General features: G+C 60.3%; 23 protein-coding genes and 1 tRNA gene. 9 read left to right on the top strand and 15 right to left on the bottom strand.

Annotated elements, in window-relative coordinates; all coding sequences use genetic code 11:
• Positions 1–936 (top strand): LysR family transcriptional regulator, encoded by a 936-nt coding sequence (locus tag KHP07_RS26080; protein ID WP_078046348.1) that lies wholly within the window; start codon positions 1–3, stop codon positions 934–936.
• Here the strand turns inward: KHP07_RS26080 and KHP07_RS26075 are convergent.
• Positions 827–1,921 carry a fatty acid desaturase gene (locus KHP07_RS26075; RefSeq protein ID WP_214498291.1) on the bottom strand — a complete coding sequence of 365 codons (1,095 nt, stop codon included), beginning with the start codon at positions 1,919–1,921 and terminating at the stop codon, positions 827–829. The genes KHP07_RS26080 and KHP07_RS26075 overlap by 110 nt on opposite strands.
• Positions 1,922–2,022: 101 nt before the next feature.
• On the opposite strand from KHP07_RS26075, the gene KHP07_RS26070 reads away from it, so the two are divergent.
• Positions 2,023–3,027, top strand: coding sequence for an AraC family transcriptional regulator (locus tag KHP07_RS26070; RefSeq protein WP_068937725.1), 1,005 nt, complete (start codon positions 2,023–2,025; stop codon positions 3,025–3,027).
• A 128-nt stretch (positions 3,028–3,155) separates the two neighbouring features.
• Here KHP07_RS26070 and KHP07_RS26065 read toward each other — a convergent pair whose 3' ends face one another.
• A complete protein-coding gene (locus KHP07_RS26065; RefSeq protein WP_058424844.1) occupies positions 3,156–3,521 on the bottom strand; it encodes a response regulator in 366 nt (121 codons plus the stop codon).
• A gap of 98 nt (positions 3,522–3,619) precedes the next feature.
• Here KHP07_RS26065 and KHP07_RS26060 point away from each other — a divergent pair, with 98 nt between their 5' ends.
• Both KHP07_RS26060 and uraH read left to right on the top strand, forming a co-directional pair.
• The gene (locus tag KHP07_RS26060; protein ID WP_078046346.1) at positions 3,620–4,093 is read left to right on the top strand and encodes a GlcG/HbpS family heme-binding protein; all 474 of its coding nucleotides are present in this window, start codon (positions 3,620–3,622) and stop codon (positions 4,091–4,093) included.
• Positions 4,094–4,103: 10 nt separating this feature from the next.
• A complete protein-coding gene (uraH, locus tag KHP07_RS26055) occupies positions 4,104–4,514 on the top strand; it encodes a hydroxyisourate hydrolase (RefSeq protein WP_214498290.1) in 411 nt (136 codons plus the stop codon).
• On the opposite strand, the gene KHP07_RS26050 is transcribed toward uraH, so the two are convergent.
• Positions 4,511–5,200 (bottom strand): Crp/Fnr family transcriptional regulator, encoded by a 690-nt coding sequence (locus KHP07_RS26050; protein ID WP_058424847.1) that lies wholly within the window; start codon positions 5,198–5,200, stop codon positions 4,511–4,513. The genes uraH and KHP07_RS26050 overlap by 4 nt on opposite strands.
• 83 nt (positions 5,201–5,283) lie before the next feature.
• Here KHP07_RS26050 and KHP07_RS26045 point away from each other — a divergent pair, with 83 nt between their 5' ends.
• Positions 5,284–5,808, top strand: a complete 525-nt coding sequence (locus tag KHP07_RS26045; RefSeq protein WP_078046345.1) for an Mpo1 family 2-hydroxy fatty acid dioxygenase — start codon at positions 5,284–5,286, stop codon at positions 5,806–5,808.
• Between the two features lie 132 nt (positions 5,809–5,940).
• Here KHP07_RS26045 and KHP07_RS26040 read toward each other — a convergent pair whose 3' ends face one another.
• The 6 genes from KHP07_RS26040 to dibA all read right to left on the bottom strand — a co-directional run bounded on the left by KHP07_RS26040 (position 5,941) and on the right by dibA (position 12,279).
• The gene (locus KHP07_RS26040; RefSeq protein ID WP_034101869.1) at positions 5,941–6,921 is read right to left on the bottom strand and encodes a sulfate/molybdate ABC transporter ATP-binding protein; all 981 of its coding nucleotides are present in this window, start codon (positions 6,919–6,921) and stop codon (positions 5,941–5,943) included.
• Between the two features lie 3 nt (positions 6,922–6,924).
• On the bottom strand, positions 6,925–7,797 hold the full coding sequence (gene cysW / locus KHP07_RS26035) for a sulfate ABC transporter permease subunit CysW (RefSeq protein ID WP_078046344.1): 873 nt from the start codon (positions 7,795–7,797) through the stop codon (positions 6,925–6,927).
• Positions 7,798–7,810: 13 nt separating this feature from the next.
• Positions 7,811–8,629 (bottom strand): sulfate ABC transporter permease subunit CysT, encoded by an 819-nt coding sequence (gene cysT, locus KHP07_RS26030; protein WP_012721625.1) that lies wholly within the window; start codon positions 8,627–8,629, stop codon positions 7,811–7,813.
• 162 nt (positions 8,630–8,791) lie between these two features.
• Complete coding sequence (locus KHP07_RS26025) at positions 8,792–9,802, bottom strand: sulfate ABC transporter substrate-binding protein (protein ID WP_028615255.1); 1,011 nt, start codon at positions 9,800–9,802, stop codon at positions 8,792–8,794.
• A 74-nt stretch (positions 9,803–9,876) separates the two neighbouring features.
• Positions 9,877–10,059, bottom strand: a complete 183-nt coding sequence (oscA, locus tag KHP07_RS26020) for a sulfur starvation response protein OscA (protein ID WP_003170956.1) — start codon at positions 10,057–10,059, stop codon at positions 9,877–9,879.
• 306 nt (positions 10,060–10,365) lie between these two features.
• Complete coding sequence (gene dibA / locus KHP07_RS26015; RefSeq protein ID WP_214498289.1) at positions 10,366–12,279, bottom strand: phosphodiesterase DibA; 1,914 nt, start codon at positions 12,277–12,279, stop codon at positions 10,366–10,368.
• Positions 12,280–12,444: 165 nt separating this feature from the next.
• Here dibA and desA point away from each other — a divergent pair, with 165 nt between their 5' ends.
• Both desA and KHP07_RS26005 read left to right on the top strand, forming a co-directional pair.
• Entirely contained in the window at positions 12,445–13,629 is a 1,185-nt protein-coding gene (desA, locus tag KHP07_RS26010; protein ID WP_078046342.1) for a delta-9 fatty acid desaturase DesA, read from the top strand.
• A gap of 188 nt (positions 13,630–13,817) precedes the next feature.
• Positions 13,818–14,819 (top strand): sensor domain-containing diguanylate cyclase, encoded by a 1,002-nt coding sequence (locus KHP07_RS26005; protein ID WP_078046341.1) that lies wholly within the window; start codon positions 13,818–13,820, stop codon positions 14,817–14,819.
• Positions 14,820–14,843: 24 nt separating this feature from the next.
• Here KHP07_RS26005 and KHP07_RS26000 read toward each other — a convergent pair whose 3' ends face one another.
• The 3 genes from KHP07_RS26000 to gabD form a co-directional block, all read right to left on the bottom strand.
• Positions 14,844–16,052 (bottom strand): HDOD domain-containing protein, encoded by a 1,209-nt coding sequence (locus KHP07_RS26000; RefSeq protein ID WP_099491469.1) that lies wholly within the window; start codon positions 16,050–16,052, stop codon positions 14,844–14,846.
• A gap of 140 nt (positions 16,053–16,192) precedes the next feature.
• Positions 16,193–17,470: a 4-aminobutyrate--2-oxoglutarate transaminase gene (gene gabT, locus KHP07_RS25995; RefSeq protein ID WP_025855478.1), complete on the bottom strand. Its 1,278-nt coding sequence runs from the start codon at positions 17,468–17,470 to the stop codon at positions 16,193–16,195.
• Positions 17,471–17,652: 182 nt separating this feature from the next.
• Positions 17,653–19,095, bottom strand: a complete 1,443-nt coding sequence (gene gabD, locus KHP07_RS25990) for an NADP-dependent succinate-semialdehyde dehydrogenase (protein ID WP_025855477.1) — start codon at positions 19,093–19,095, stop codon at positions 17,653–17,655.
• Between the two features lie 371 nt (positions 19,096–19,466).
• Here gabD and KHP07_RS25985 point away from each other — a divergent pair.
• A tRNA-Arg gene (locus KHP07_RS25985) sits at positions 19,467–19,543 on the top strand.
• A gap of 586 nt (positions 19,544–20,129) precedes the next feature.
• On the opposite strand, the gene KHP07_RS25980 is transcribed toward KHP07_RS25985, so the two are convergent.
• From KHP07_RS25980 to KHP07_RS25970, 3 genes are all read right to left on the bottom strand, one after another.
• Positions 20,130–20,525 carry a hypothetical protein gene (locus tag KHP07_RS25980; RefSeq protein WP_214498288.1) on the bottom strand — a complete coding sequence of 132 codons (396 nt, stop codon included), beginning with the start codon at positions 20,523–20,525 and terminating at the stop codon, positions 20,130–20,132.
• 187 nt (positions 20,526–20,712) lie between these two features.
• A complete protein-coding gene (locus KHP07_RS25975) occupies positions 20,713–21,147 on the bottom strand; it encodes a barstar family protein (RefSeq protein ID WP_250883732.1) in 435 nt (144 codons plus the stop codon).
• Between the two features lie 193 nt (positions 21,148–21,340).
• Positions 21,341–22,249, bottom strand: a complete 909-nt coding sequence (locus KHP07_RS25970; protein ID WP_188322558.1) for an AraC family transcriptional regulator — start codon at positions 22,247–22,249, stop codon at positions 21,341–21,343.
• A gap of 139 nt (positions 22,250–22,388) precedes the next feature.
• On the opposite strand from KHP07_RS25970, the gene KHP07_RS25965 reads away from it, so the two are divergent.
• Positions 22,389–23,132, top strand: a complete 744-nt coding sequence (locus tag KHP07_RS25965) for an SDR family NAD(P)-dependent oxidoreductase (RefSeq protein ID WP_214498287.1) — start codon at positions 22,389–22,391, stop codon at positions 23,130–23,132.
• Positions 23,133–23,137 lie beyond the last annotated feature (5 nt).

Below are 23,137 nucleotides of genomic sequence, written 5' to 3'. Positions count from 1 at the left end.
ATGGACCTTCGCCAACTGCGCTACTTCATCGCGCTCAACGAGCACCGCAGTTTTGTGCGCGCGGCGGACGCCATGGGTATCACGCAGCCGGCGTTCAGCCGCAGCATCCAGGGGCTAGAGCAAGAGTTTGGCTGCGTGCTGGTGGACCGCGCCAATAAAGACCTGCGCCCCACGCCGGAAGGCCAGGTGGTCCTGCAACACGCCTTGAGCCTGGTGCAAGGCGCAGCATTGCTCAGCCATGAAGTCACGCGCATGACCAAACTCGATGCCGGCGAAGTACGCTTGGGCAGCGATGCCGTGGCGTCGGTGAACCTCGTGCCCCAGGCCATGGCGCGCTTTATCTCCACCTACCCCAAGGTACGCACCGCCTTGCAGGTGGATAACTGGGAAAAACTCGGACGCAGCCTGAACCGTGAAGAAATCGAATTCTTTATTGCCGATGTGCGTCACTTCGAGGCTGACCCGAACTTTCAGACCCAGGCCCTGACGCCTCGGCGCAGCGTGTTTTTCTGCCGCGCGGGGCACCCGCTGCTGGCCAAGGACAGCCTGTCCACCAACGACCTGTTCGGCTACCCGCTGGCGACGCCACTGATCGCACCCGGCATTCGCAAACTGCTGGCCAACCTTAGCGGGCGCATCGACTTTGCCCCCGCCATCGAGCTTGAGCAGTTTGCTGCGCTGGCCACTATCGTGCGGCAATCCGACGCCATTGGCCTGGGCGCCGAAGAAGCGTTCGTCGACGCCTTTGCCCGTGGCGAACTGCAGGTGCTGCACTGGCGCAACCTGCCTCACGCCCTGGACAGCCTGAACAACCGCTGCGGCGTGATCAGCCGCGCTGGGGTGCGCTTGTCGCCTGCGGCGAAGGCGCTGATCGAAACCCTGCAGGCGGTGGAAACCCAAGCCGATTGGCCCGCGCAAACGTCCCGAAATCATTGAAGCGCACGCCCATCTCAGCCATGACCTTGTGTGCCACCTTGGCGGTCATCTGGCGGATGTAGAACGGCTCCTTCACCACAAAATGGTGGATGCCGTGGGTGCTGCCGAAGTTGAAGCAGAACGCCTGCAACGGCCACAACCACCAAGGGTTCAATACCTGGGTCTGCTGGATCACGTTGCCCAGCTCCACATCGCCGTAGTAGTGCATGTTCGAGCTGACGAAGTGCAGGCAAAAGGTGCGCAGCACATTCGGGCCGATGATCACCACGGCGGCGATGTCGATCACCTGCATCATCTGCTGGGTGCCGGCTGACCACTCGATGGGCGCACCGAGCAGACTGGCAATGCCATTGGCGGCATGAAAGCCAAGGAACACGTACCACGCGCCCCAATGCAGCAGCGCCAGCGGTGCATACACCAGCAGCGAGCGCTTGAGGATCGTCAGTTTGTGTTTCCAGGTCTTGGCCCGCAGGATGCGGATAAACGCCGACATGACGTTATCGCCGACCATCAGCAACCGCGCAAAACCCCAGGGCTCGCCGTTAGTGATCGCGCGCTCTTCCATGTCGGTTTCGGTGCCGGAGACCTTGTGATGGTTTAGGTGCAGGTGCCGGCGCACCCACGGGTTGATCGTACTGGGCCGCGCCAGCCATACCAGGCCCATCATCAGGTTGTGAGGCACACGCTGCTTGCGAAAGTACATGCTGTGGATCAGGTCGTGTTCCAGCTCGTGGGTCAATGACGCCAGGAATGCGTTAAGCAGCAGGCACACCCACCAGGCCATGTGCCCGGTGATGTAGAGCGCCGCCGAGCCCAGCATGCCGAGCAGCGCAAACGCCAGGATGCCTGCGCCCAACGCGTCCTGATGCAGCAACCAGGGGTGCTGCTGGCGCAGACGTACGCCTTCGGCCAGCACCACTTCACGGATATGCGCCGAACGCTGTTGCGCGTTCATCTGCTGGGGACTTGCAGAAGTACCGTCCATGCTTCCATCCTCTTGCTTATTGGTGCTCACATCCTGCCCCAAGCGATCAATCAGGATGCTAGCCCCGGACGCCAACCTGTTGACCGCAAGCGCCAATCGCCATGACCGAACCCACTTCCCTTGCCAGCTGGACCCGCGCCCTGCGCAAGCAGCTCGACGCCCTGGGCCTCGACAGCGCCGCGCTGTGCGTGCAAGCCGGGCTCGACCCACAGCAGATGGACGACCCGAATGCGCGCTACCCGCTGTCGGCCACCACGCGCTTGTGGGAACTGGCAGTGCAGGCCAGCGGCGATCCAGCGATTGGGCTGCGGGTGTCGCGGTTCGTCAGCCCCACCACGTTTCATGCGTTGGGGTATGCGCTGGTGGCCAGTGGCAGCTTGCGGGAAGTGTTCGAGCGCATCGTGCGGTATCACCAGGTGGTCAGCGATGCCTTGAGCCTGGAGCTGAGCGGCGACGGCGAACGCTATCGGTTCCGCTTGCTGCAACTACCGGGAAACCCAGCGCCAGCGTTCGAGGCCATCGATGCGTTTGCGGCGATCTATGTGCGCACTTGTCGCAATCGCCTGGGGCGCGAATACGCGCCGCTGGCGGTGTACCTGCGAAGGCCGGAACCGGCCGATCCCAAGCCATGGCACACGGTGTTTCGCGCGCCGGTGTTTTTCGGCGCTGAGGAAGACCGCCTGGAGTTCGCCGCACAGGATTTCGACAGCCACCTGGACGACGCCAACCCCGAACTGGCCGAGCACAATGAAACCGTGCTCAAGCGCACCCTCGCCCAACTGCAACCGCTGACCTGGGAGCGCAAGGTCCGCCGGGTGATCGAAGCGCAGTTGCCCGACGGCGAACCCAGCGCCGAGCGGGTTGCGCAGGCGCTGCACCTGAGCCTGCGCAGCCTGCAACGCCATCTGGCGGATGAAGGCTGCCGGTTTGATGCGTTGCTCAATGAGTGCCGGGAGAATTTGGCGTTGCTGCATTTGCGGGATCCGCAATGCTCATTGGCCGAGATCAGCCATTTACTTGGGTTCGCCGACACCAGCAGTTTCAACCGTGCGTTCAAGCGCTGGACGGGGATGACGCCGGGGCAGTTCAGGGATGGGTTGCGGTAGGTGGATTTGCGGTGTTCATGATGGCCCCATCGCGGGCAAGCCCGGCTCCCACGGGGGAATGCATTCCAAATGTGGGAGCTGGCTTGCCTGCGATGGCGGTGGTCCAGGTATTGAAGATGCCGGATCAATCAGCGCCCACGGTCACGCCGCAACAACTTCTTCACCCGCGCCACCAAGGCCTTGGCTTCAAACGGCTTGAGCAAGTAATCATCCTCATGCAGTTCCAACCCGCGCAGACGGTCCTCGATCCCTTCCGGGGTCGTCAAGAACAACACCGGCGTCTCGCCCTTCTTGCGAATCGCCTGCTGCAACTTCCAGGCATTCAAACCCGGCAACATGACATCCAGGATCACCAAGTCATAGTCAGTGCTTTCCACAAACCGCTGAGCGGCCATGCCATTGGCTGCGACTTCCACTGCGAAGCCGGCCTCACTCAAGCCCTGGGCCATGACTTGCGCCAATTTCGGCTGGTCTTCCACTAACAACACCTGCATGCCTACCTCTTGGTTTATTACAAACCTGTAATCGAATTGTTCGGCTTTTGACCGAGACCGCTGGCTAAGGTAGCGGCCTGCTTTCTGGAGCCGTTCCCATGTACCGCAATGCCTTGTTCTTGAGCTTCGCCATCAGCGCCAGCGTCCTGGCAGCACCAACGTTGCCGCGCCACGCCGACCTGGATTTGCACACCGCACGCCAACTGGCAGACGCCAGCCTGGCACAGTGCACGGCAGCACTTACCGTACTCGACCGGGGCGGCAATCCGTTGCTGAGCCTGCGGGCCGACGGCGTAGGTCCACACAACAGCATCGCCAGCCAACGCAAAGCGTACACGGCGTTGTCGACTAAAACCCCCACTCGGTTGTTTGCCGAGCGTGCGCGCAACAACCCCGAGGCCGCCAACCTTAACAGCTTGTCCGAATTGCTGTTGCTCGGGGGCGGCGTGCCGCTGTTCGCCGACACTGAACTGGTAGGCGCGCTTGGCATTGCCGGTGCCGGCGGTGCCGAGCAGGACGACGCGTGCGCGGTAAAGGCGGCCAATCAACTTGGCCTGACAATCACCCCTTGAGGAAACCTCGATGAAAACCCTGACTATGACCCTCGCCGCCTTCAGCCTGAGCGGCCTGAGCAGCCTGGCCCTGGCGGCCGGCAACCCGCTGAGCGTGCATGTGCTGAACCTGGAAAACGGTCTGCCGTCTGCCGGTGTCAACGTCACCCTGGAGCAACACGTAGGCGATCACTGGCAGTCGCTGTCCGAAGGTGTCACCAACCAGCAGGGGCGCATCGCCGAACTGTTCCCGGCCAACCAAGCCATGAAGCCGGGCGAGTATCGCGTGGTGTTCAAGACCGGTGACTACTACAAGAAAGCCAATCGCGAGACGTTTTTCCCGGAAGTCCCGGTAATATTCGAGGTCAAGCAGGCCGACCAGCACTACCACATCCCGCTGCTGCTGAGCCCTTACGGCTTTTCGACGTATCGCGGTTCCTAGCCAGCCCCCGCGGCCTGCCGCAAGCGCGGCAGGTCGAGCACTTCAATCGCGCCGTAACTCAGCTTGATGATCTCCTGCTGCTCTAACGCCTTGAGCAAACTGTTGGTGGTCTGGCGCGACAGGCTCAGCATCGCGGCCAGATCTTCCTGGGGCAGTTGCAGGACGCGACGGGAATGCTCTATCTCGCCGTACCCGCCGGCAATCATCAGCAGCCGGTGAGCGATACGTGTCGCCGCCGGCATCAGGCTCATCTGTTCGATATTGATCAGCGACAGGCGCAACTTCTGGCTCATCAACAACGCCATGTCGCGCCAATACGCCGGGCTTTGGTCAAGAATCTCGAGCATCGCCGATTGCGGTACCTGCAACAGCGTGCACGGCCCAACCGACAAGGCGTCGTGGGTACGCGGCAAACCGTCGAACAGGCAGATCTCGCCGAACCAGTAAGGCGTTTCAACCAGGCTCAGAATAGCTTCCTTGCCCTGCGCATTGACCGCGCTGACCCGCACCGCCCCCTCCAATACCGCATACACCCCACAGGGCGGATCACCGCGCCGGAACAGGTACTGCCCCGCCGTCAGCTGACGCAGCCGAGCCGCCGCCAGCAAACTATCCTGTAGCGGTACAGGCAGGTGGCTGAACCACTGGCCGGTGGCCAATCGGGCATGCCAGGTTGCCGCAATCATGAGAACTCCAGAGATTGTCGCCCAGTTGACAGTCAGTCGCCGGCTGACGGGAGATGATCAAACATCCTACAGGAGGAATAACAATGAAAAGCCTCGTCGACCACCTCAGTCAATATGCCGCGTACCACCGCGACCCGCGCAATATCGCCAGCCACTTCGTCGGCATTCCACTGATTGTGGTGGCAGTGGCCGTGCTGTTGTCACGCCCCGAATGGGCGGTGGGTAACTTCTGGCTTTCACCCGCCGTGATTGTCGCGCTGTTTTCAGCATGGTTTTACCTACGCCTGGAACTGGCACTGGGTGTGCTGATGACGGTGCTGATGGGGCTGTCGGTATGGGCCGGGCATGTGCTGGCGGCGCAGAGCACGTTGGTGTGGCTCAGCAGCGGTGTGGGGATGTTTGTGGTGGGTTGGGTGATCCAGTTTGTCGGCCACTATTACGAAGGCAAGAAGCCGGCGTTTGTGGATGACGTTTCGGGGCTGATCGTGGGGCCGTTGTTTGTGGTGGCGGAGTTGGCGTTTCTGCTGGGGTTGCGCCATGACCTCAAGCAACAGATCGAGGAGCGTTCGGGCCCGGTGGCCGTTAGAGGAAAACGCGCCACGGTCTGAAGATTAATGAAGATCCACTGTGGGAGCCGGGCTTGCCCGCGATGACGGTGGACCAGCCAACATCATTGTCGACTGAAAGTCCGCCATCGCGGGCAAGCCCGGCTCCCACAAGGGTTTTGCGGTGTTTTAGGCTCAGGCTTTTTGCCAAACCTTGGGTTTGAAGAACAGCGTCTCGCCGCGCGCCAGGCCGGTCAGGCTGTCGTGGTCTTTCACCACTTCAGCTTCGATCAGCTCGCTCTGGCCTTCCACTTTCAACGTCACACGGGTAGTCGCGCCGAGTGGACGAATATCACGCACTTCAGCCGCGTGATGGTCTTCCAGCTCATGCCGTGACAGCGACACTTCGTGGGGGCGGAACAGCACGTGTTTGTCTTCACCCAGGTGCAGGCGGTTCGAATCACCCAGGAAGTGATAAACGAAATCGCTGGCCGGATTTTCGTAGACGTCACCCGGTGAACCGATCTGCTCGATCACCCCCTTGTTCATCACCACGATACGGTCGGCGACTTCCATGGCCTCTTCCTGGTCGTGGGTCACGAACACCGACGTCAGGTTGATGTCTTCGTGCAAGCGCGCCAGCCAGCGACGCAGCTCTTTACGCACCTTGGCGTCGAGGGCGCCGAAGGGCTCATCCAGCAGCAGCACTTTGGGCTCCACCGCCAGGGCGCGGGCCAGGGCGATACGTTGGCGCTGACCACCGGACAACTGCTCCGGGTAGCGATCCGACAACCAATCCAGCTGCACCATGTTCAACAGCTCATGCACCTTGACCGCAATCTGGCTTTCGCTCGGGCGCTGGTTCTTGGGCTTCATGCGCAGGCCGAACGCGACGTTGTCGAACACGGTCATGTGGCGGAACAACGCATAGTGCTGGAACACAAAGCCGACGTTGCGATCACGCACGTCGTGGCCGGAGACGTCTTCACCGTGGAACACGATGCTGCCGTCATCCGGGGTTTCCAGGCCGGCGATGATGCGCAGCAAGGTGGTCTTGCCGCAGCCGGACGGGCCAAGCAACGCCACCAGCTCGCCACTCTGGATGTCCAGGTTGATGCTGTTCAGGGCCTTGAAGGCGTTGAAGTTCTTGCTGACATTACGGACTTCGATCGACATGACTTATTCCTCAGCCGCAGCGGCGCGCAGGCGATTAATACGGTTCTCGCTCCACTGCTTGAGCAGCAGGATGAAGAGCGCCAGGATCAGCAGCAGACTCGCCACCGCAAACGCGGCAACGTGGTTGTATTCGTTGTAGAGAATCTCGACGTGCAGCGGCAGGGTGTTGGTCACGCCGCGAATGTGGCCGGACACCACCGACACCGCGCCGAACTCACCCATGGCCCGTGCGGTACACAGCACCACGCCGTAGATCAGGCCCCATTTGATATTTGGCACGGTCACATGCCAGAACATCTGCCAGCCATTGGCACCCAGCAGGCGCGCAGCCTCTTCTTCCTGGGTGCCCTGCTCCTGCATCAGCGGGATCAGTTCGCGGGCCACGAAAGGTACAGTCACGAAGATGGTCGCCAGCACGATGCCCGGCAAGGCGAACACGATCTGGATGTCGTGATCCTGCAGCCAGGGGCCAAAGAAGCCCTGGGCGCCGAACATCAGCACATAGACCAGGCCGGCGATCACCGGCGACACCGAGAATGGCAAATCGATGAGCGTCACCAGGATGCTTTTGCCACGGAACGAGTACTTGCTCACGCACCACGCGGCGCTGACGCCGAACACTAGGTTGAGCGGCACCGAAATCACCACGGCGATCACCGTGAGTTTCAACGCCGACAGCGCATCGGGTTCGAGGATCGCGGTGAAGAACGCGCCGAGGCCATTCTTCAGGCCTTGGGTCACCACGATAAACAGCGGCAACAGCAGGAACAGCGCAAACACCAGCCAGCCCAGGCCGATCAGGATACGTCGCGATGCAGCACTGCCACGCCGGGCGGCGTTGGCCGAGGACGCGGCGGAAATAGACGATTGGGACATGTTCCGCGCCTCCTTATGGACGTTCGATGCGCCGCTGCAACAAGTTGATCAGCAGCAGCAGGACAAAGGAAACCACCAGCATCAGCACGCCGATGGACGTGGCGCCGCGGTAGTCGTACTGGTCGAGCTTGACCATGATCAGCAGCGGCAGGATCTCGGTTTTCATCGGCATGTTGCCGGCAATGAAAATCACCGAACCGTACTCACCGACGCCACGGGCAAACGCCAGGGCGAAGCCGGTCAGCCAGGCCGGCAGCAACGCAGGCACAAGGATGTAGCGGAACACCTGCAACGGCTTGGCACCCAGGCAGGCGGCGGCTTCTTCGACTTCCCGGGGGATATCGGCCAACACCGGCTGCACCGTGCGCACCACGAACGGCAGGGTGACGAAGGTCAGCGCCAGGGTGATGCCCAAGGGGGTGTAGGCGATCTTGAAGCCCAGGTCTGCGGCGAACTGGCCGACCAGGCCGTTAGGCGTGTACAGCGCGGTCAACGCGATACCGGCAACGGCGGTGGGCAGGGCGAACGGCAGGTCGATCATCGCGTCGATGATCTTGCGACCGGGGAAGGTGTAGCGCACCAGCACCCAGGCCAGCAGCGTACCGATCACGCCGTTGATCAGCGCGGCGTACAGCGCGGTGCTGAAGCTCAGTTGCAACGCCGCCAGCACGCGCGGTGCGGAGATGATGTTCCAGAACTGATCCCAGGTGAGTTGAGCGGCGTGTACAAACATCGCCGCAAGGGGGATGAGTACGATCAGGCTGAGGTACACCACGGTGTAGCCCAGCGTCAGCCCGAAGCCGGGTATGACGGGGGAGATACGACGCGACATAAGAGTCCTTGGTTAAGGGGAAACCACTGGAGGCACACACGTCCTGTGGGAGCTGGCTTGCCTGCGATGCAAGCGTCGCGGTATGTCGGTCACACCGCGGCGATGCTATCGCAGGCAAGCCAGCTCCCACAGGGCATAGCGTGCGCCACCAGATTGTGTTGGTTACTGCGCGGTGTAAATCTGATCGAACACGCCGCCGTCGTTAAAGAACTTCGGTTGGGCAGTTTTCCAGCCGCCGAAGTCTTTGTCGATAGTCACCAGGTCCAGTTTCGGGAACTGCTGGGCGTATTTGGCGGCCACTTTGGCATCGCGTGGGCGGTAGAAGTTCTTCGCCGCAATCTCCTGGCCAGCCGGGCTGTACAGGTGTTTCAGGTATTCGGTGGCGATTTCGGTGTTGCCCTTTTTCTCGGCGTTCTTGTCGACCACGGCCACTGGCGGCTCCGCGAGGATCGACAGGGAAGGCACGACGATATCGAACTTGTCGGCGCCGCCGTCTTCTTTCAGGGCCAGGAACGCTTCGTTTTCCCACGCCAGCAACACGTCACCCTGACCGTTGTTGACGAAGGTGATGGTCGAACCGCGAGCACCGGTGTCCAACACAGGCACGTGCTTGAACAGCTCTTTCACGTATTCCTGGGCCTTGGCTTCGCTGCCACCGGTTTTCAGGCCGTAGGCCCAGGCAGCAAGGAAGTTCCAGCGGGCGCCGCCGGAGGTTTTCGGGTTCGGGGTGATCACGGACACGTCTTTCTTGATCAGGTCGCCCCAATCCTTGATGCCTTTAGGGTTGCCCTTGCGCACCAGGAACACGATGGTCGAGGTGTATGGGGTGCTGGCGTCCGGCAGGCGGGTCTGCCAGTTTTCCGGCAGGGTCTTGCCCAGCTTGGCGATTTCGTCGATGTCACCGGCCAGGGCCAGGGTGACCACGTCGGCGCGCAGGCCGTCGATCACGGCACGGCCTTGTTTGCCCGAACCGCCGTGGGACTGCTGGATCTTGACGTTGTCGCCTGGGTGGGACTGTTTCCAGAAGTTAGTGAACTCAGCGTTGTAGTCCTGGTACAGCTCACGGGTAGGGTCGTACGAGACGTTGAGCAACTCGTAGTCCTTGGCAACCGCGGAACCTGCAAACACGGCGCTGGCCAGGGCGGCCAGGGCATAACGGCGAATCGACGACATAGAAGCTCCTGAAATTCTGGGGTGTTGGCTTTTTCTTATAGTTGCGGGTCTAGCATGCGAATCGCCGTTCTTGCTTAGCTCGGTTTGTTACCCGGGTTCTGCAGACGGAATTTCTCTTTGCGTTCAATCTGTACCACTTGCGCGTTATGCACAGTGATTTCCACCGCGCCAAACCGCAGATCGCGCAACGCGCTCTGGATCTCACGCAAAATGGCTGCTTCGTCCTGGCCGTCGACGCTACGTAGAGATGCGCTCATGGTCTCGCTCCTGAAATGAATAGTGCGTGCCTTGCAGTGGCGGCACTGCTTGCGGCGTGAGGGCGATAGTAGATAAGCGCGGATATTCTTAAAAATACTATTTAAGAATGTTTATATAACCAGAAAGAATTTTCTGGTGGGACGTGGGGTTGCGCGCAGGTTTGGTGCCCAAGTACGTAAATAAAGCCTTGAGAAGATCCAAATGTGGGAGTGGGCTTGCCCGCGAAAGCGGTATGTCAGCTAAAAAAGTGTTAACTGATGCACCGCATTCGCGGGCAAGCCCGCTCCCACCTTATTGACTGCATTTCAGGGCTGGATTGGGGGGGCTCGGTGCCAATCAATTTCGTGGGCCGGCACCGGCCGGCCAAACCAATACCCCTGCCCCATATCGCACGCCTGATCCAACAAAAACCGCGCTTGCTCCACCTGCTCGATCCCCTCGGCGTGCACCTGCATGCCCATGCTTTTCGCCAGGGCGATCACCACGCGCACAATCGCCGCGTCGTCCTCATCCCACGGCAACCCGGCGACGAAGCCTTGGTCGATTTTGAGCTTCTGCACCGGCAGGCGCTTGAGGCGCAACAACGACGAATAGCCGGTACCAAAATCATCGATGGCCAGGCGCAGGCCCAGTTCGCGCAGGCGATGCAGTTGTTCCAGCGCCACTTCCGGGTCATCCATCACGGCGCTTTCGGTGACTTCCAGCTCCAGGAACGCCGGATCCAGAGCGGTGTCGTGCAGCACCTGGGCCACCTGCTCATACAGCTCGCGCCGGGCAAACAGGCGGCTGGACACGTTGATGGCGATAAAACTCAGCGGCACGCCCTGTGCCAGCCAATCACACATCTGTCGGCAGGCCTGGTCCATCACCCAGGCATCAATATCGGCAATCAGCCCGGTGCGTTCGGCGATCGGGATAAATTCCCCCGGCGGCACCAGGCCACGCTCCGGGTGCTGCCAGCGCACCAGCGCTTCGACGCCGATCAGACGGCTGTTGTGCAGATCGTGCACGGGTTGGTAATAGACGCAGAGTTCCTGCTGTTCGAGGGCACGGCGCAGCTCGCCAGCGATTTCCACGCGGTTCTGCGCATGGGCCGTGAGCTCTTCGGTGTACAAGGCATAGCCTTCGCGGCCAGCGCTCTTGGCCTTGAACAGCGCGGAGTCGGCGTTGCGCAGCAACTGTTCGGCGCTGAGGGCATCATTGGGGAACAGGCTGATACCAATACTGGCGCTGATAAACAGCTGATGACCGTCAAAGATAAACGGCTGTTTCATCGCATCCAGCATGCGTTGCGCCAGGCCGGCGGCTTGTGCCACCTGTGGACAACTTTCCGCCAGCACGGCGAATTCATCCCCACCCAGGCGCGCCAGGGTCACGCCTGGGCCGAACAGCGCCTTGAGCCGCTCGCCCACCAGCTTGAGCAATTGGTCTCCGACGTTATGGCCGAGGCTGTCGTTGATGATCTTGAAGTGGTCCAAGTCCAGCAACAGCAAGGCGCAGCCCCGCTTGTGGATCTGCGCCGAGGCCAGCGCCTGCTCGGCGCGGTCGGTGAACAGCAGGCGGTTGGGCAGGTCGGTCAGCGGGTCGTGATGCGCGAGGTGGGCCAGTTCGTGCTCGGAGTCCTTGATGGCACTGATGTCGGAAAACACGGCGACGTAGTGGCTGACCTTGCCCTGGTCATCGTGGATCACACGAATGGTTTGCCACTGTGGATAAATCTCGCCGCTTTTGCGCCGATTCCAGATTTCACCGCTCCATTCGCCGGTGCGCTCCAGGCTCTGGAACATCTGCTGGTAGAAATTCGACGAATGGCGACCGGACTTGAACAGGCTGGGCTGCTGGCCCATGACGTCTTCGCTGCCGTAGCCGGTGATCTCCATGAAGGCCCGGTTCACGTGCACGATCAGCCCCTGTGCATCGGTGACCAACACGCCTTCGCGAGTGCAATCGAACACTGCGGCGGCCTGGCGCAGGCGTTCACGGTTTTCTTTCAGGGGCTGTTGCAGCTGGTTGGCCCGGGCAAAACGGGCGCAGATTAGGTAAATCGCCAGTGCGCTGAGGGCCACCCACACATAGCCGCGCACCTGCAGCCAGTGGTTCAGCTCACTCGGGTTATCGAGAAACTCGATCAATACGCGCTGGGTTACGCCGATCCACAGAACGGAAACCAGCAGATATACCAGCCCCGCACGCAGGGCACCTCGGTATGAAAACAGCATATGGTTAGTAATCCTTACCAAAAAACAGAATCGCCCTACAAAGGCTGCGGATTATAGAATAAGAAACATCCAGTCACTCCTATCTGAAAGCGCGGCTGGTTTTCTCTGTAGGCTTAGTGATAATGCGTGAGCTGTTCTTTTCTTTATCTGAGGGCCATACAGCCTATGTGGTACAACGGTTTTCTTGACCTGTCAGCCTGGCAACTGGTGGCGGTCACTCTGTTGATGACCCACGTGACCATCGTTGCGGTCACGGTCTATCTGCATCGTTATTCAGCCCATCGCTCCCTGGAGCTCAATGCCGGCCTGAAACACTTCTTCCGCTTCTGGCTGTGGCTGACCACGGCGCAGAACACCCGCGAGTGGACCGCCATCCACCGCAAGCACCACGCCAAGTGCGAAACCGTCGACGATCCGCACAGCCCGGTCATCAAGGGCCTGTCCACCGTGATGCGCAAAGGCGCCGAGCTGTACCGCGCCGAGGCCGAAAACCCCGAGACCCTGCGCATCTACGGCAAGAACTGCCCGGACGACTGGATCGAACGCAAGATCTACACCCCGTACCCCTTGCTGGGCGTGGCGATCATGGGCGTGATCGACCTGATGCTGTTCGGCACCATCGGCATCACCATCTGGGCGATCCAGATGATGTGGATTCCGTTCTGGGCCGCCGGCGTGATCAACGGCCTGGGGCATGCCGTGGGTTATCGCAACTTCGAATGCCGTGACGCGGCGACCAACCTGGTGCCGTGGGGCATCATCGTTGGCGGCGAAGAGCTGCATAACAACCATCACACCTACCCCAATTCCGCCAAGCTGTCGGTGAAGAAGTGGGAGTTCGACCTGGGCTGGGCCTGGATCAAGGTGTTCAGTTTCCTGCGCCTGGCCAAGGTGCAGCGCGTCGCGCCGATTGCCCACCGCGTGGAAGGCAAGGGCAGCCTTGACATGGACACCGCCATGGCGATCCTCAACAACCGCTTCCAGATCATGGCGCAGTACCGCAAGTTGGTGATCGGTCCGCTGGTCAAGCAGGAGCTGGAAAAGGTCGATCACTCGGTTCGTCACCAATTCCACCGCGCCAAGCGCCTGCTGTCGCGAGAAACCAGCCTGTTGGACGACCGCCACCACCTGCGCATCCAGAGCATGCTGGAACACAGCCAGGCCTTGAAAGTGATCTATGAAAAGCGCCTGGCGCTGCAGCAAATCTGGCTCAAGACCAGTTCAAATGGCCACGATATGCTGGCAGCCATCAAGGAATGGGTGCATGAAGCCGAGGCCAGCGGCATCCAGTCCCTGCGGGATTTTGCCCACCAACTGAAGACCTATTCGCTGCGTCCTGCGGCGGTCTGACAGTGCGGCGGGAGGGCCTTCCCTCCCGCCCACCAGCTTTTTGGCGTCATTTCTCGGACACCGGCAATCGGTCCTGTTGACGGAACTTCACTGCAATTCGCCTCTCTCAATGAACACTTCGCCATCATGGTGGCCCCTTGTAGTGACCGCTGCTAAATCCTGCGGCGCGCCCAGAGAGAGTTGTGCCGATGGTTCACGAAAAGTCCTCCTTGATCGACGCTCCTACGACTGAGCCTCCCCGCCCAGCCGCGGCGGCGACCCTGCTGGCACTGATGCATGCCCAGGGTGAAGTCGAGCGATTGAGCGAGCGTGAGCAGCTGCTGAGCTCAATGCTGGTCAGCGTGAATGCCGTGCTGTGGGCCATCGACTGGGAAACACGCCGCGTGCTGTATGTTAGCCCGGCGTACGAGCGGGTGTTCGGGCGTTCTGCCGGCCTGCTGCTGGCCGACCATCGGGAATGGCGCAACAGCATTCACCCCGAAGACCTCGACTACGCCGAACACAGCCTGGCCCGCGTGCTGGAACAGGGCGTCGTGGAAGACCGCGAGTACCGCATCATCACCGCCGACGGGCAGATCCGTTGGTTGAGCGACAAGTGCTACATCAACCAGCAGGTGGAGCCTGGCGAACCGCTGATCGTGGTGGGCATGGCCGAGGACATCACCGAAAAGAAACAGATGGAGCTGGAGCTGCATCGTCTCGCGACCACCGACGTGCTGACCCAGAGCAGCAACCGCCGGCACTTCTTCGAGTGCGCCAACCAGGCCTTCGACAGTGCCTGTGCCCAAGGCGCGCCGCTGTCCTTCCTGTTGCTGGACATCGATGACTTCAAGGACGTCAACGACACCTACGGCCACTTGGAGGGCGATCAGGTGTTGCGGCGTATCGCCGAGAGCGGACGCGGGGTATTGCGCCGAGGTGACCTCTTTGGGCGCATAGGTGGCGAAGAGTTCGCAGCCGTGCTGCCCGGCTGCGGCCCGGAGATGGCTTTGCAAGTGGCCGAGCGGTTGGGCAAGGAGATTCAGGCGCTGAGTTTCAGCTACGAGGGCCAGGCGTTCAGCGTGACCATCAGCCAAGGCCTGGCCAGCCTCACCGAGGCAGATTCGACCCTGGACAGCCTGTTCGCCCGCGCCGATGCCGCCATGTACGAGGCCAAGCGCCAGGGCAAGAACCGCGTCATAGCAGGCTAGGCGCCTACAGGGTGGGTGCAGGCCTTAGGATTTGCGTACTCGGGTCAGTTCGGACAAGCCCACTTTGAGCAGTCGCGCCGTCTTGCCATTGGCAAGTTCTTCCAGCCCTTCATGCTCGGTCAAGCGCGCCATTTGCGCCGCCAGGTTCACCACCAGCGCATCCCGCGCATAGACCCCGCCCTCCAACGAGTAAATCGCCGCAATCAACTGGCGCAACTCATGCGGCAAGCGCCAACGCGCGCGCAGTGCCGAACCATAGGCGGCGCCAAAAGTGTAGAGGGACTCGCCAATCGCTTCGTCGTCCAGCGCTCCGCCGCCCTGGCGCCAGTCTTCCAGGCAGCGCAGCAGCGCCAGGTCACCCAGCCGATGGAGGATGCCGGCGCTGTAGCAGCGTTCGTGGTCCAGCTCCAGCATGCGCGCCAGGCGCCGGGCGTAGTCGGCAGTGTCCTGGGACAACTGCCAGTGGCGCTCGGCGTAGGCCACCAGGGCCGGATCGCCCAATACCACGTTGTGCTTGAGCGCCAACCCCAGGATCAGGTTCATGCTCTGGCCCGGCACCAGCTTGTGCAGGGCAGCGTGCAGGGTTTGCACGGGTGTGCCGTGATGACCGGCACTGTTGGCGGCGGCGATGAGCACGGCGGTGATTTGTGGGTCCATGCGCACTTGGTCTTCCAGGCGCGTGAGGTCCAGGCCTTCTGGCCCGAGGCTATGTTGCACGGCGGCTTTCACATCCACCCGCAATGGTGCGCCATCGGAGGCCTCGCGGCGGCGCTCCAGGAACACCGGCAAGGTCATGCCGGGCGCCAGCGGTGGGATCTCGCAGTAAACGTTCTCGCCTTCGTTGAGCAACAGGTCTTGCAGGCGCTGCGTCAGGCCGTCCATGTTCAGGGGTTTGGTCAGGTACGCCGTGGGCGCCAGGGGCAGGGCTTCGCGCACGCTGGCGCTGTCATTGCGACTGCTGAGCAGAATGAACGGCAGCGCGGGCGAGCGGCGCTTCTGGCGCACGTTGCGCAGCAGGCTCAGCCCATCGATTCCCGGCAGCTCCCAATCCGCCAGGATCAGGTCGTAGGCTTTTTCTCGCAGCAATGTCGCCGCGTGCTGCCCGTCGGCACACACATCCAGCCGCGCATCGCAGCGCACATTCAACAGCACTTGCTTGAGCAGATCCCGCGACCAAGGGTCCGCCTCGGCAATCAATACGCGGGGTACAGCGGGTAAATCAACAGCAGTCATCCAGCACGCTCCCTCGGCAATGCTGCAACCTTAGACAATGGAGGGGCCTACGTACAATGAACAAGGCCTGAATGTGCGGCAATAGGCACAAAAAAACCCGCCGAAGCGGGTCTTTTTCTGTCGATCAGGTCAGCATCCGCTTACAGCTCGGAGAAGCACTCTTCGATGATCGCCAGGCCTTTGTCCAACTGCTCGTCCGGCGAGGTCAGCGGGACCAGTACGCGCAACACGTTGCCGTAGGTGCCGCAGGACAGCAGGATCAGGCCCTTGTCACGCGCCTTGGCCACCACGGAGGCAACGGCAGCAGCGTTTGGCTTGTGGCTGTCGCCATCTTCGAACAGCTCGACCGCGATCATCGCGCCCAGGGCACGCACTTCGCCGATCACCGGGTACTTGGCCTGGATGGCTTTGAGACCGGTAACCAGACGCTCGCCGACAGCTTTGCAGCGGTCCAGCAGGTGTTCTTCTTCGAACACTTCCATCACCGCCAGCGCGGCCGCGCAAGCGATCGGGCTACCGGCGTAGGTGCCGCCCAGGCCGCCTGGCGCGATGGCGTCCATGTATTCCGCCTTGCCACACACACCGGCCAGCGGGAAGCCGCCAGCGATGGATTTGGCGAAGGTGGTCAGGTCGGCGGCAACGCCCATCTGTTCCATGGCAAAGAAGGTACCGGTACGGCCGGCACCGGTTTGCACTTCGTCGGCGATCAGCAGGATGCCGTGCTTGTCACACAGCTCGCGCAGGCGCTTCATAAAGGCTTTAGGCGCGACGTAGAAACCGCCTTCGCCCTGCACCGGCTCGATGATGATCGCGGCGATGTCGCGCGGCTCGGCATCGTTCTTGAAGATGCGTTCGATGCTGGCGATCGAGTCGTCCACGCTCACACCGTGCAGTTCGTTCGGGTACAGCGCGCGGAACACGCCGCCTGGCATCAAGCCCATGCCGGCCGAGTAAGGCACGACTTTACCGGTGAGACCCAGGGTCATCATGGTACGGCCGTGGTAGGCACCGGTGAATGCGATCACGCCGGCGCGGCCAGTCGCGGCACGGGCGATTTTCACGGCGTTTTCAACGGCTTCGGAACCGGTGGTGACCAGCAGGGTTTTCTTGGCGAAATCACCTGGGACCTTGGCGTTCACTTTCTCGCACAGTTCCACGTAAGGCTCGTAGGCCAAGACCTGGAAGCAGGTGTGGGTCAACTTGTTCAACTGCTCGGTCACGGCCGCGATGATTTTCGGGTGCACGTGGCCGGTGTTCAGCACGGCGATACCACCGGCGAAATCGATGAACTCGCGACCTTCAACGTCGGTCACGGTGGCGTTCTTCGCGGATTCGGCGAAGATCGGGTGGATCTGGCCAACACCGCGCGGTACAGCGGCTTCGCGGCGTTTCATCAGGGATGCGTTGGTCTTGCTCATAAAGTCCTCATTCGCCACTCATCGGGTGGCGTGGTCCAAGGAATACGTGGCGGGGAGGCAACTACGGCAGCATGCGATGATCGACTGCCACAGCTTTCCCGGCCACTACGAATTACGGGGTGAAACACGCAAAGGGACAGCGCTCTCGTGCCCTCTGCGTTTGCTGCGATCTCTTGCTGAGCTTAGATGCCCAGGCAGAGGTATTTGATTTCCAGGTAATCCTCGATCCCGTACTTGGAGCCTTCACGGCCCAGGCCCGAGGCCTTGATGCCGCCGAACGGCGCCACTTCATTGGAGATCAACCCGGTGTTGACGCCGACCATGCCGTATTCCAGGGCTTCAGCCACGCGGAACACACGGCCCAGGTCACGGGCATAGAAGTAGGAAGCCAGGCCGAACTCGGTGTCGTTGGACATCGCGATCACTTCGGCTTCGTCTTTAAAGCGGAACAGCGGCGCCAATGGGCCGAAGGTTTCTTCTTTCGCCACCGCAGCGTCTTTCGGCACGTCGACCAGAATAGTCGGCTCGAAGAAATTGCCTTCCATCACCTTGCCACCGGCCAACAGCTTGGCGCCTTTGCTCAGCGCATCGGCAATGTGCTCCTGGACCTTGGCGACGGCTTTTTCGTCGATCAGCGGACCGGTGGTGGTGCCCTCTTCCAGACCGTTGCCGATCTTGAGCTTGGCCACGGCCACTTTGAGTTTTTCCGCGAATGCGTCGTACACCGAATCCTGGATGTACAAGCGGTTGGCACAGACGCAGGTCTGGCCGTTGTTGCGGTACTTGGAGATGATCGCGCCTTCGACGGCCTTATCCAGGTCGGCGTCGTCGAACACAATGAACGGCGCGTTGCCGCCCAGTTCCAGGGAGACTTTCTTGATGTCCTTGGCGCATTCGGCCATCAACTGGCGACCGATTTCGGTCGAGCCGGTGAAGGACAATTTGCGCACGATCGGGTTGCTGGTCAGCTCGCCGCCGATGTCGCCGGCGCTGCCGGTCACCACGCTCAGCACACCTTTCGGGATACCGGCACGGTGCGCCAGCTCAACCAAGGCCAGGGCCGAGAACGGCGTTTGCGAAGCTGGCTTGATCACCATGGTGCAACCGGCGGCCAGGGCCGGACCGGCTTTACGGGTGATCATCGCGGCCGGGAAGTTCCACGGGGTAATCGCAGCGGTCACGCCGATCGGCTGCTTGATCACGATCAGGCGCTTGTCGGGCTGGTGGCCCGGGATCACGTCGCCGTAGATGCGCTTGGCTTCTTCTGCGAACCATTCGATAAAGGACGCGGCGTAGACGATCTCGCCCTTGGCTTCAGCCAGCGGCTTGCCTTGCTCGAGCGTCATCAGGCGACCGAGGTCTTCCTGGTTCTCGATCAGCAGTTCGAACCAGCGGCGCAGCTTGTTGGCGCGCTCTTTGGCAGTCAGGGCACGCCAGGCCGGCAGCGCTTTGTCGGCCGCTTCGATGGCGCGGCGTGTTTCAGCGGCGCCCATCTTCGGCACGGTGCCGAGAATCTCACCCGTGGCCGGGTTGTTGACCTTGATGGTCTGACCGTTGTCCGCATCGACCCAAGCGCCATCGATAAAGGCTTGCTGGCGGAACAACTGGGTATCTTTGAGCTGCATGTCGGCTTTCCTTAACAGCACCGCGCGCACGCGGAGCGAATTAGAGTTGTTGAAAGGCGCCTTGTGGGCTGCCGTCAGGGAAATCAGCCCCAGCGCGCGGGATTGAATAAACAGCGCACGGGAGACAGAGCGTTTGAAATCTCAAACGAATCCTAGGATCAATGGGGGTGCAGGGCAATAGTCTGTTCGAAAAAAAGAACGAAAACGGCGCATTTGCCGAAACTTTCTGATCAGCGCGTTTCAGCCAGGTTCCAGCACATCGATCACCGGCACCCGGCGCAGGGCCTCTGCGGGGCCAATTCCTACGTATAAACGGCCAAAGACCAGCATGGACGCCCAAGGTCGACATGGGTATGATGTCGCCCGCACAAGCATCCGTAGCTCAGCTGGATAGAGTACTGCCCTCCGAAGGCAGGGGTCGTGGGTTCGAATCCCGCCGGGTGCACCATATACTGGTTTCTGGCTGTCTCAGACGGTCTACGAAACGCCTCAAGAAGCCCGCCCAGTGCGGGCTTTCTTGTTTCTGGCTATCCGCCCCCCGTCTATTTCTCTGACTTCCTACCGTATACCCATGTAGTGACGCGTTTGTGCTCGCACTTCACTGCGTTTCTATGGCTTGAAAACAGATCGGCTCGCACGCCACGACTACCTACACATTTATGATGTCCGGGTCCAGTTGCCACCGATAAGCGAGGCAGGCCCTTCAGAGCAGTGGCAGCAGCAATTCAACGCAATAGGAACCAAAGAAACTAAAGTTGAGACGCTCACGATTGATGCAATCAAGGCGGGGCTCCACTTCATTGACCTTCAGCTCAAAAGAAAGGCCGGATAAAGAAGAGGCGGAAGCCTAAACAGCCTCAGCTTCTCTAGATCCTCCCATTACGAAACAAGCCTCTAGATTTTTCGGCTTCTGATCTTTGGCGGCTGTGGGCTTAGGACCGCTTTCGGCCAGTAGCGGACATCCGGGAACTACTGCTTCCGGCCAAAAGCGGTCGATGGATGCCCTGCTAACGAGTTGCCCTGATGGCTCACTTCTATCCCAAAAGAGCTTTATATTTCTCTAAAACTGAACTATATGAAAGAACAGCGTCATCTACGTCATGCAAAATACAAGGCCAAGCTTTGGCAAAGCTCAAAAAAACCTTCAAGTACATTAATTTCGCATGTTCAGTATGATCAAGATTAACCTCAATCATCACTTGCGGCACGGCCCCCAAGACATCCTCCCATTCTTGAAGGTCTTCAGCATCGTAGAACTCGTCAATAACATCCTTCGAATGCAAAGCTAACCAAATATCTGAATCACCCTCACTGATGCTACCCCGAAAAGGCTTGCCGGAACTTACATGCCCACCATCGGCCAATATGACTTCTTTAAAGTCTCCGACGGCCAATTGCTCTGAAGAAAATATTATTGCCGATAAGGACATGATTCCTCTCCCCCCCCAAAAAAACCGTTCCCACTTTCCCTCCTTCTTGCTAACAATGCCTAATTCATCTCAACCTCTGGCTGGGTTATCCGACTGTCTGCCTATGGCCGATAACAGCCTGTCAGGACAATCAACTTTCCTCCCAATGCAGTCATTGATACCCCCGTTGATTGACGTGCGCGAGCACTTAGATATTGAAAGCAAGTGCCAGGATCGGGCTGCCACCCGAAACGATGACTCGCCAGTTCACAAAAGCAGCGCATTCCACCAGAGCTTCAAATTGTTCAGGACAGCGATGCTTAAAACTCTGGGCATTGTCGATGACCAATGAGAGTGTTTGTCCGCTCTGAACGTGGACAGACGACATTTCTGCGCTGGGGTCATCGAGGTATGAAAGGCAGTCAACCCAAGCGTCCATATTGCGGCCGTAGAAACCAGGGAAACCGAATTTTTCTGCGAATACGCTGTGGAATGTGTGCCAGTCAGTTATCAGGTTTGCATCCACTCGCACCATTGTCAGATCAACCTCTGTCGAATTGGAAAAAACAGGTATGGCGGTCTCGCGAGGTGAAGTCAATTGCTGACAGCGTATTCGCGCAACCTTGGGCTCGATCCGCGACAAACGAGGCTCCAGCGGCCGTTGCTGGCCGTAACAGCCTCTCACGAAGGTCTGTTTTCGGCCATAAGCTGCCTATCGGGCAAATACCCCGACTTTTAAGCATCGCGTTCAAAGCCTCGTATCCGGTGGGTACAAACTTGCAAATTCCACCGGGTTAACTCCGCCAACGTGGCGGGTATGGCAGTCACCTAGAAGACTACAACTGCTTTCGCAAATGATCCTGTGCCTTTGTCGCCTCCAGGATTCTCCCCGCGTCCCTCGCCGGAGATAGTCCAAAAACCCGTGCGTAGTCTCGACTGAACTGGGTGGCGCTTTCGTAGCCCACCTCGAAGGCAGCCGACGTGACGCTTTTGGCGCTGGCGATCATCAGCATTCGTGCTTGCAGCAGGCGTACGCGCTTTTGATACTGCAACGGGCTTAAGGTCGTGACTGCCTTGAAGTGACGATGAAACGCAGAGACGCTCATGGCCGCTCGTTGCGCCAGGCTCTCGACCCTGATGGGTTCGGCGTAGTCACGGCGGATCCATTGTATCGCCTGGTTAACCCTGGCCATAGCCGTGTCGGGCGCTGCTATTTCTCGCAGCATCCAGCCATGTGGTCCCTGCAAAACTCTGAACAGAATCTCGCGCTCATATGCGGGTGCCAAGGCGGCGATATCGTCAGGTTTGCCCATCAAGCGCAGCATTCGCACCCAGGCGTCCATCAATTCTGGTGTGGTGGCAGCGACCGAAAAGCCCGGATCGTTGTCGTGCCGCCCGGCAGGTTTGGGCAGATCCGCCAGCAGCGTCGACAACACCATAGGATCGAGTGTTAGGCTGACTGCCAGGTATGGCTCGCCGGTGACGGCAGGGTGCACAGCGCCCACTGCGGGTAGCTCGATGGACATGACGAAATAGGTCGCAGGGTCGTACCGCAGCGTACGGTCGCCCACAGTCATGGTTTTGCTGCCTTGCAGAATCAGATTGATCATCGGGTCATAGACTGCGGCGAGCATGTGCTCCGGGATCTTGCCCTGAACCATGGCGACGCGTGGAATACCGGTCTCGGTGCGACGATTTTCGGCCTTGGCAGCCAGGGTGCGCAGTTCATTGAGTTGGATGTTCATGTTGAGCATCCTGACGCGGCCACCGTATGAGGCGCAAGTAAAAAGCAGAAACAGGCAAGTTTGCAGTAGGAACCGTCGCGCCCATTAAGCCCCAGTCCCTTACCGTGGATGCTCATTCAACGCGCAGCGGAGCAACATCATGGGCGTAATCGTCATCACCGGTGGGAGCCGTGGCATAGGGGCAAGTGCAGCGGAACACGCAGCGCAACGCGGCATGGGCGTCATCCTCACCTACAATACTCACCTAGATGCCGCGCAGGCGGTAGTGCGGCGCATCGAACAAGCCGGCGGCAAGGCCGTTGCGCTCAAACTCGATGTTGCCGACGTTTCCAGCTTCGAGGCTTTTCGCAGCACTGTGAACACGGTCCTTCAGGAAGTCTGGGGCACGACCGTGCTTGCGGGCTTGGTGAACAACGCAGGCTACGGCCTGTTCAGTCCGCTGGAGTCGGTCACCGAGGCGCAGTTTGACGGGCTCTTCAATGTCCACCTGAAAGGGCCGTTTTTCCTGACCCAGTCGCTGCTGCCGCTGCTTGGGGAGCAAGCCAGCATCGTCAACCTCACCAGCGCGACCACCCGTGTGGCCACCGCTGGAGTAGCGCCTTATGCAGCCTTCAAAGGTGGGCTGGAGGTGCTTACCCGTTACATGGCCAAGGAGTTTGGCGAGCGTCGTATCCGCAGCAATGCGGTTTCCCCAGGTGCGATTCGTACCGAGTTGGGCGGTGGCCTCAACGATGAGTTCGAAGCCCTGCTGGCCGGGCAGACCGCGCTGGGCCGGGTAGGTGAGCCCGAGGACGTAGCAAGGGTCATCGCCATGCTGCTCTCCGATGAGGGCGCCTGGATCAACGCGCAAAGCATCGAAGTCGCTGGCGGTTACATCATCTGAGGAGG

This window comes from Pseudomonas sp. VS40, assembly GCF_018587885.1.
GTDB lineage: Bacteria > Pseudomonadota > Gammaproteobacteria > Pseudomonadales > Pseudomonadaceae > Aquipseudomonas > Aquipseudomonas pergaminensis.
This window is presented reverse-complemented; position numbering and strand designations above follow the sequence as displayed.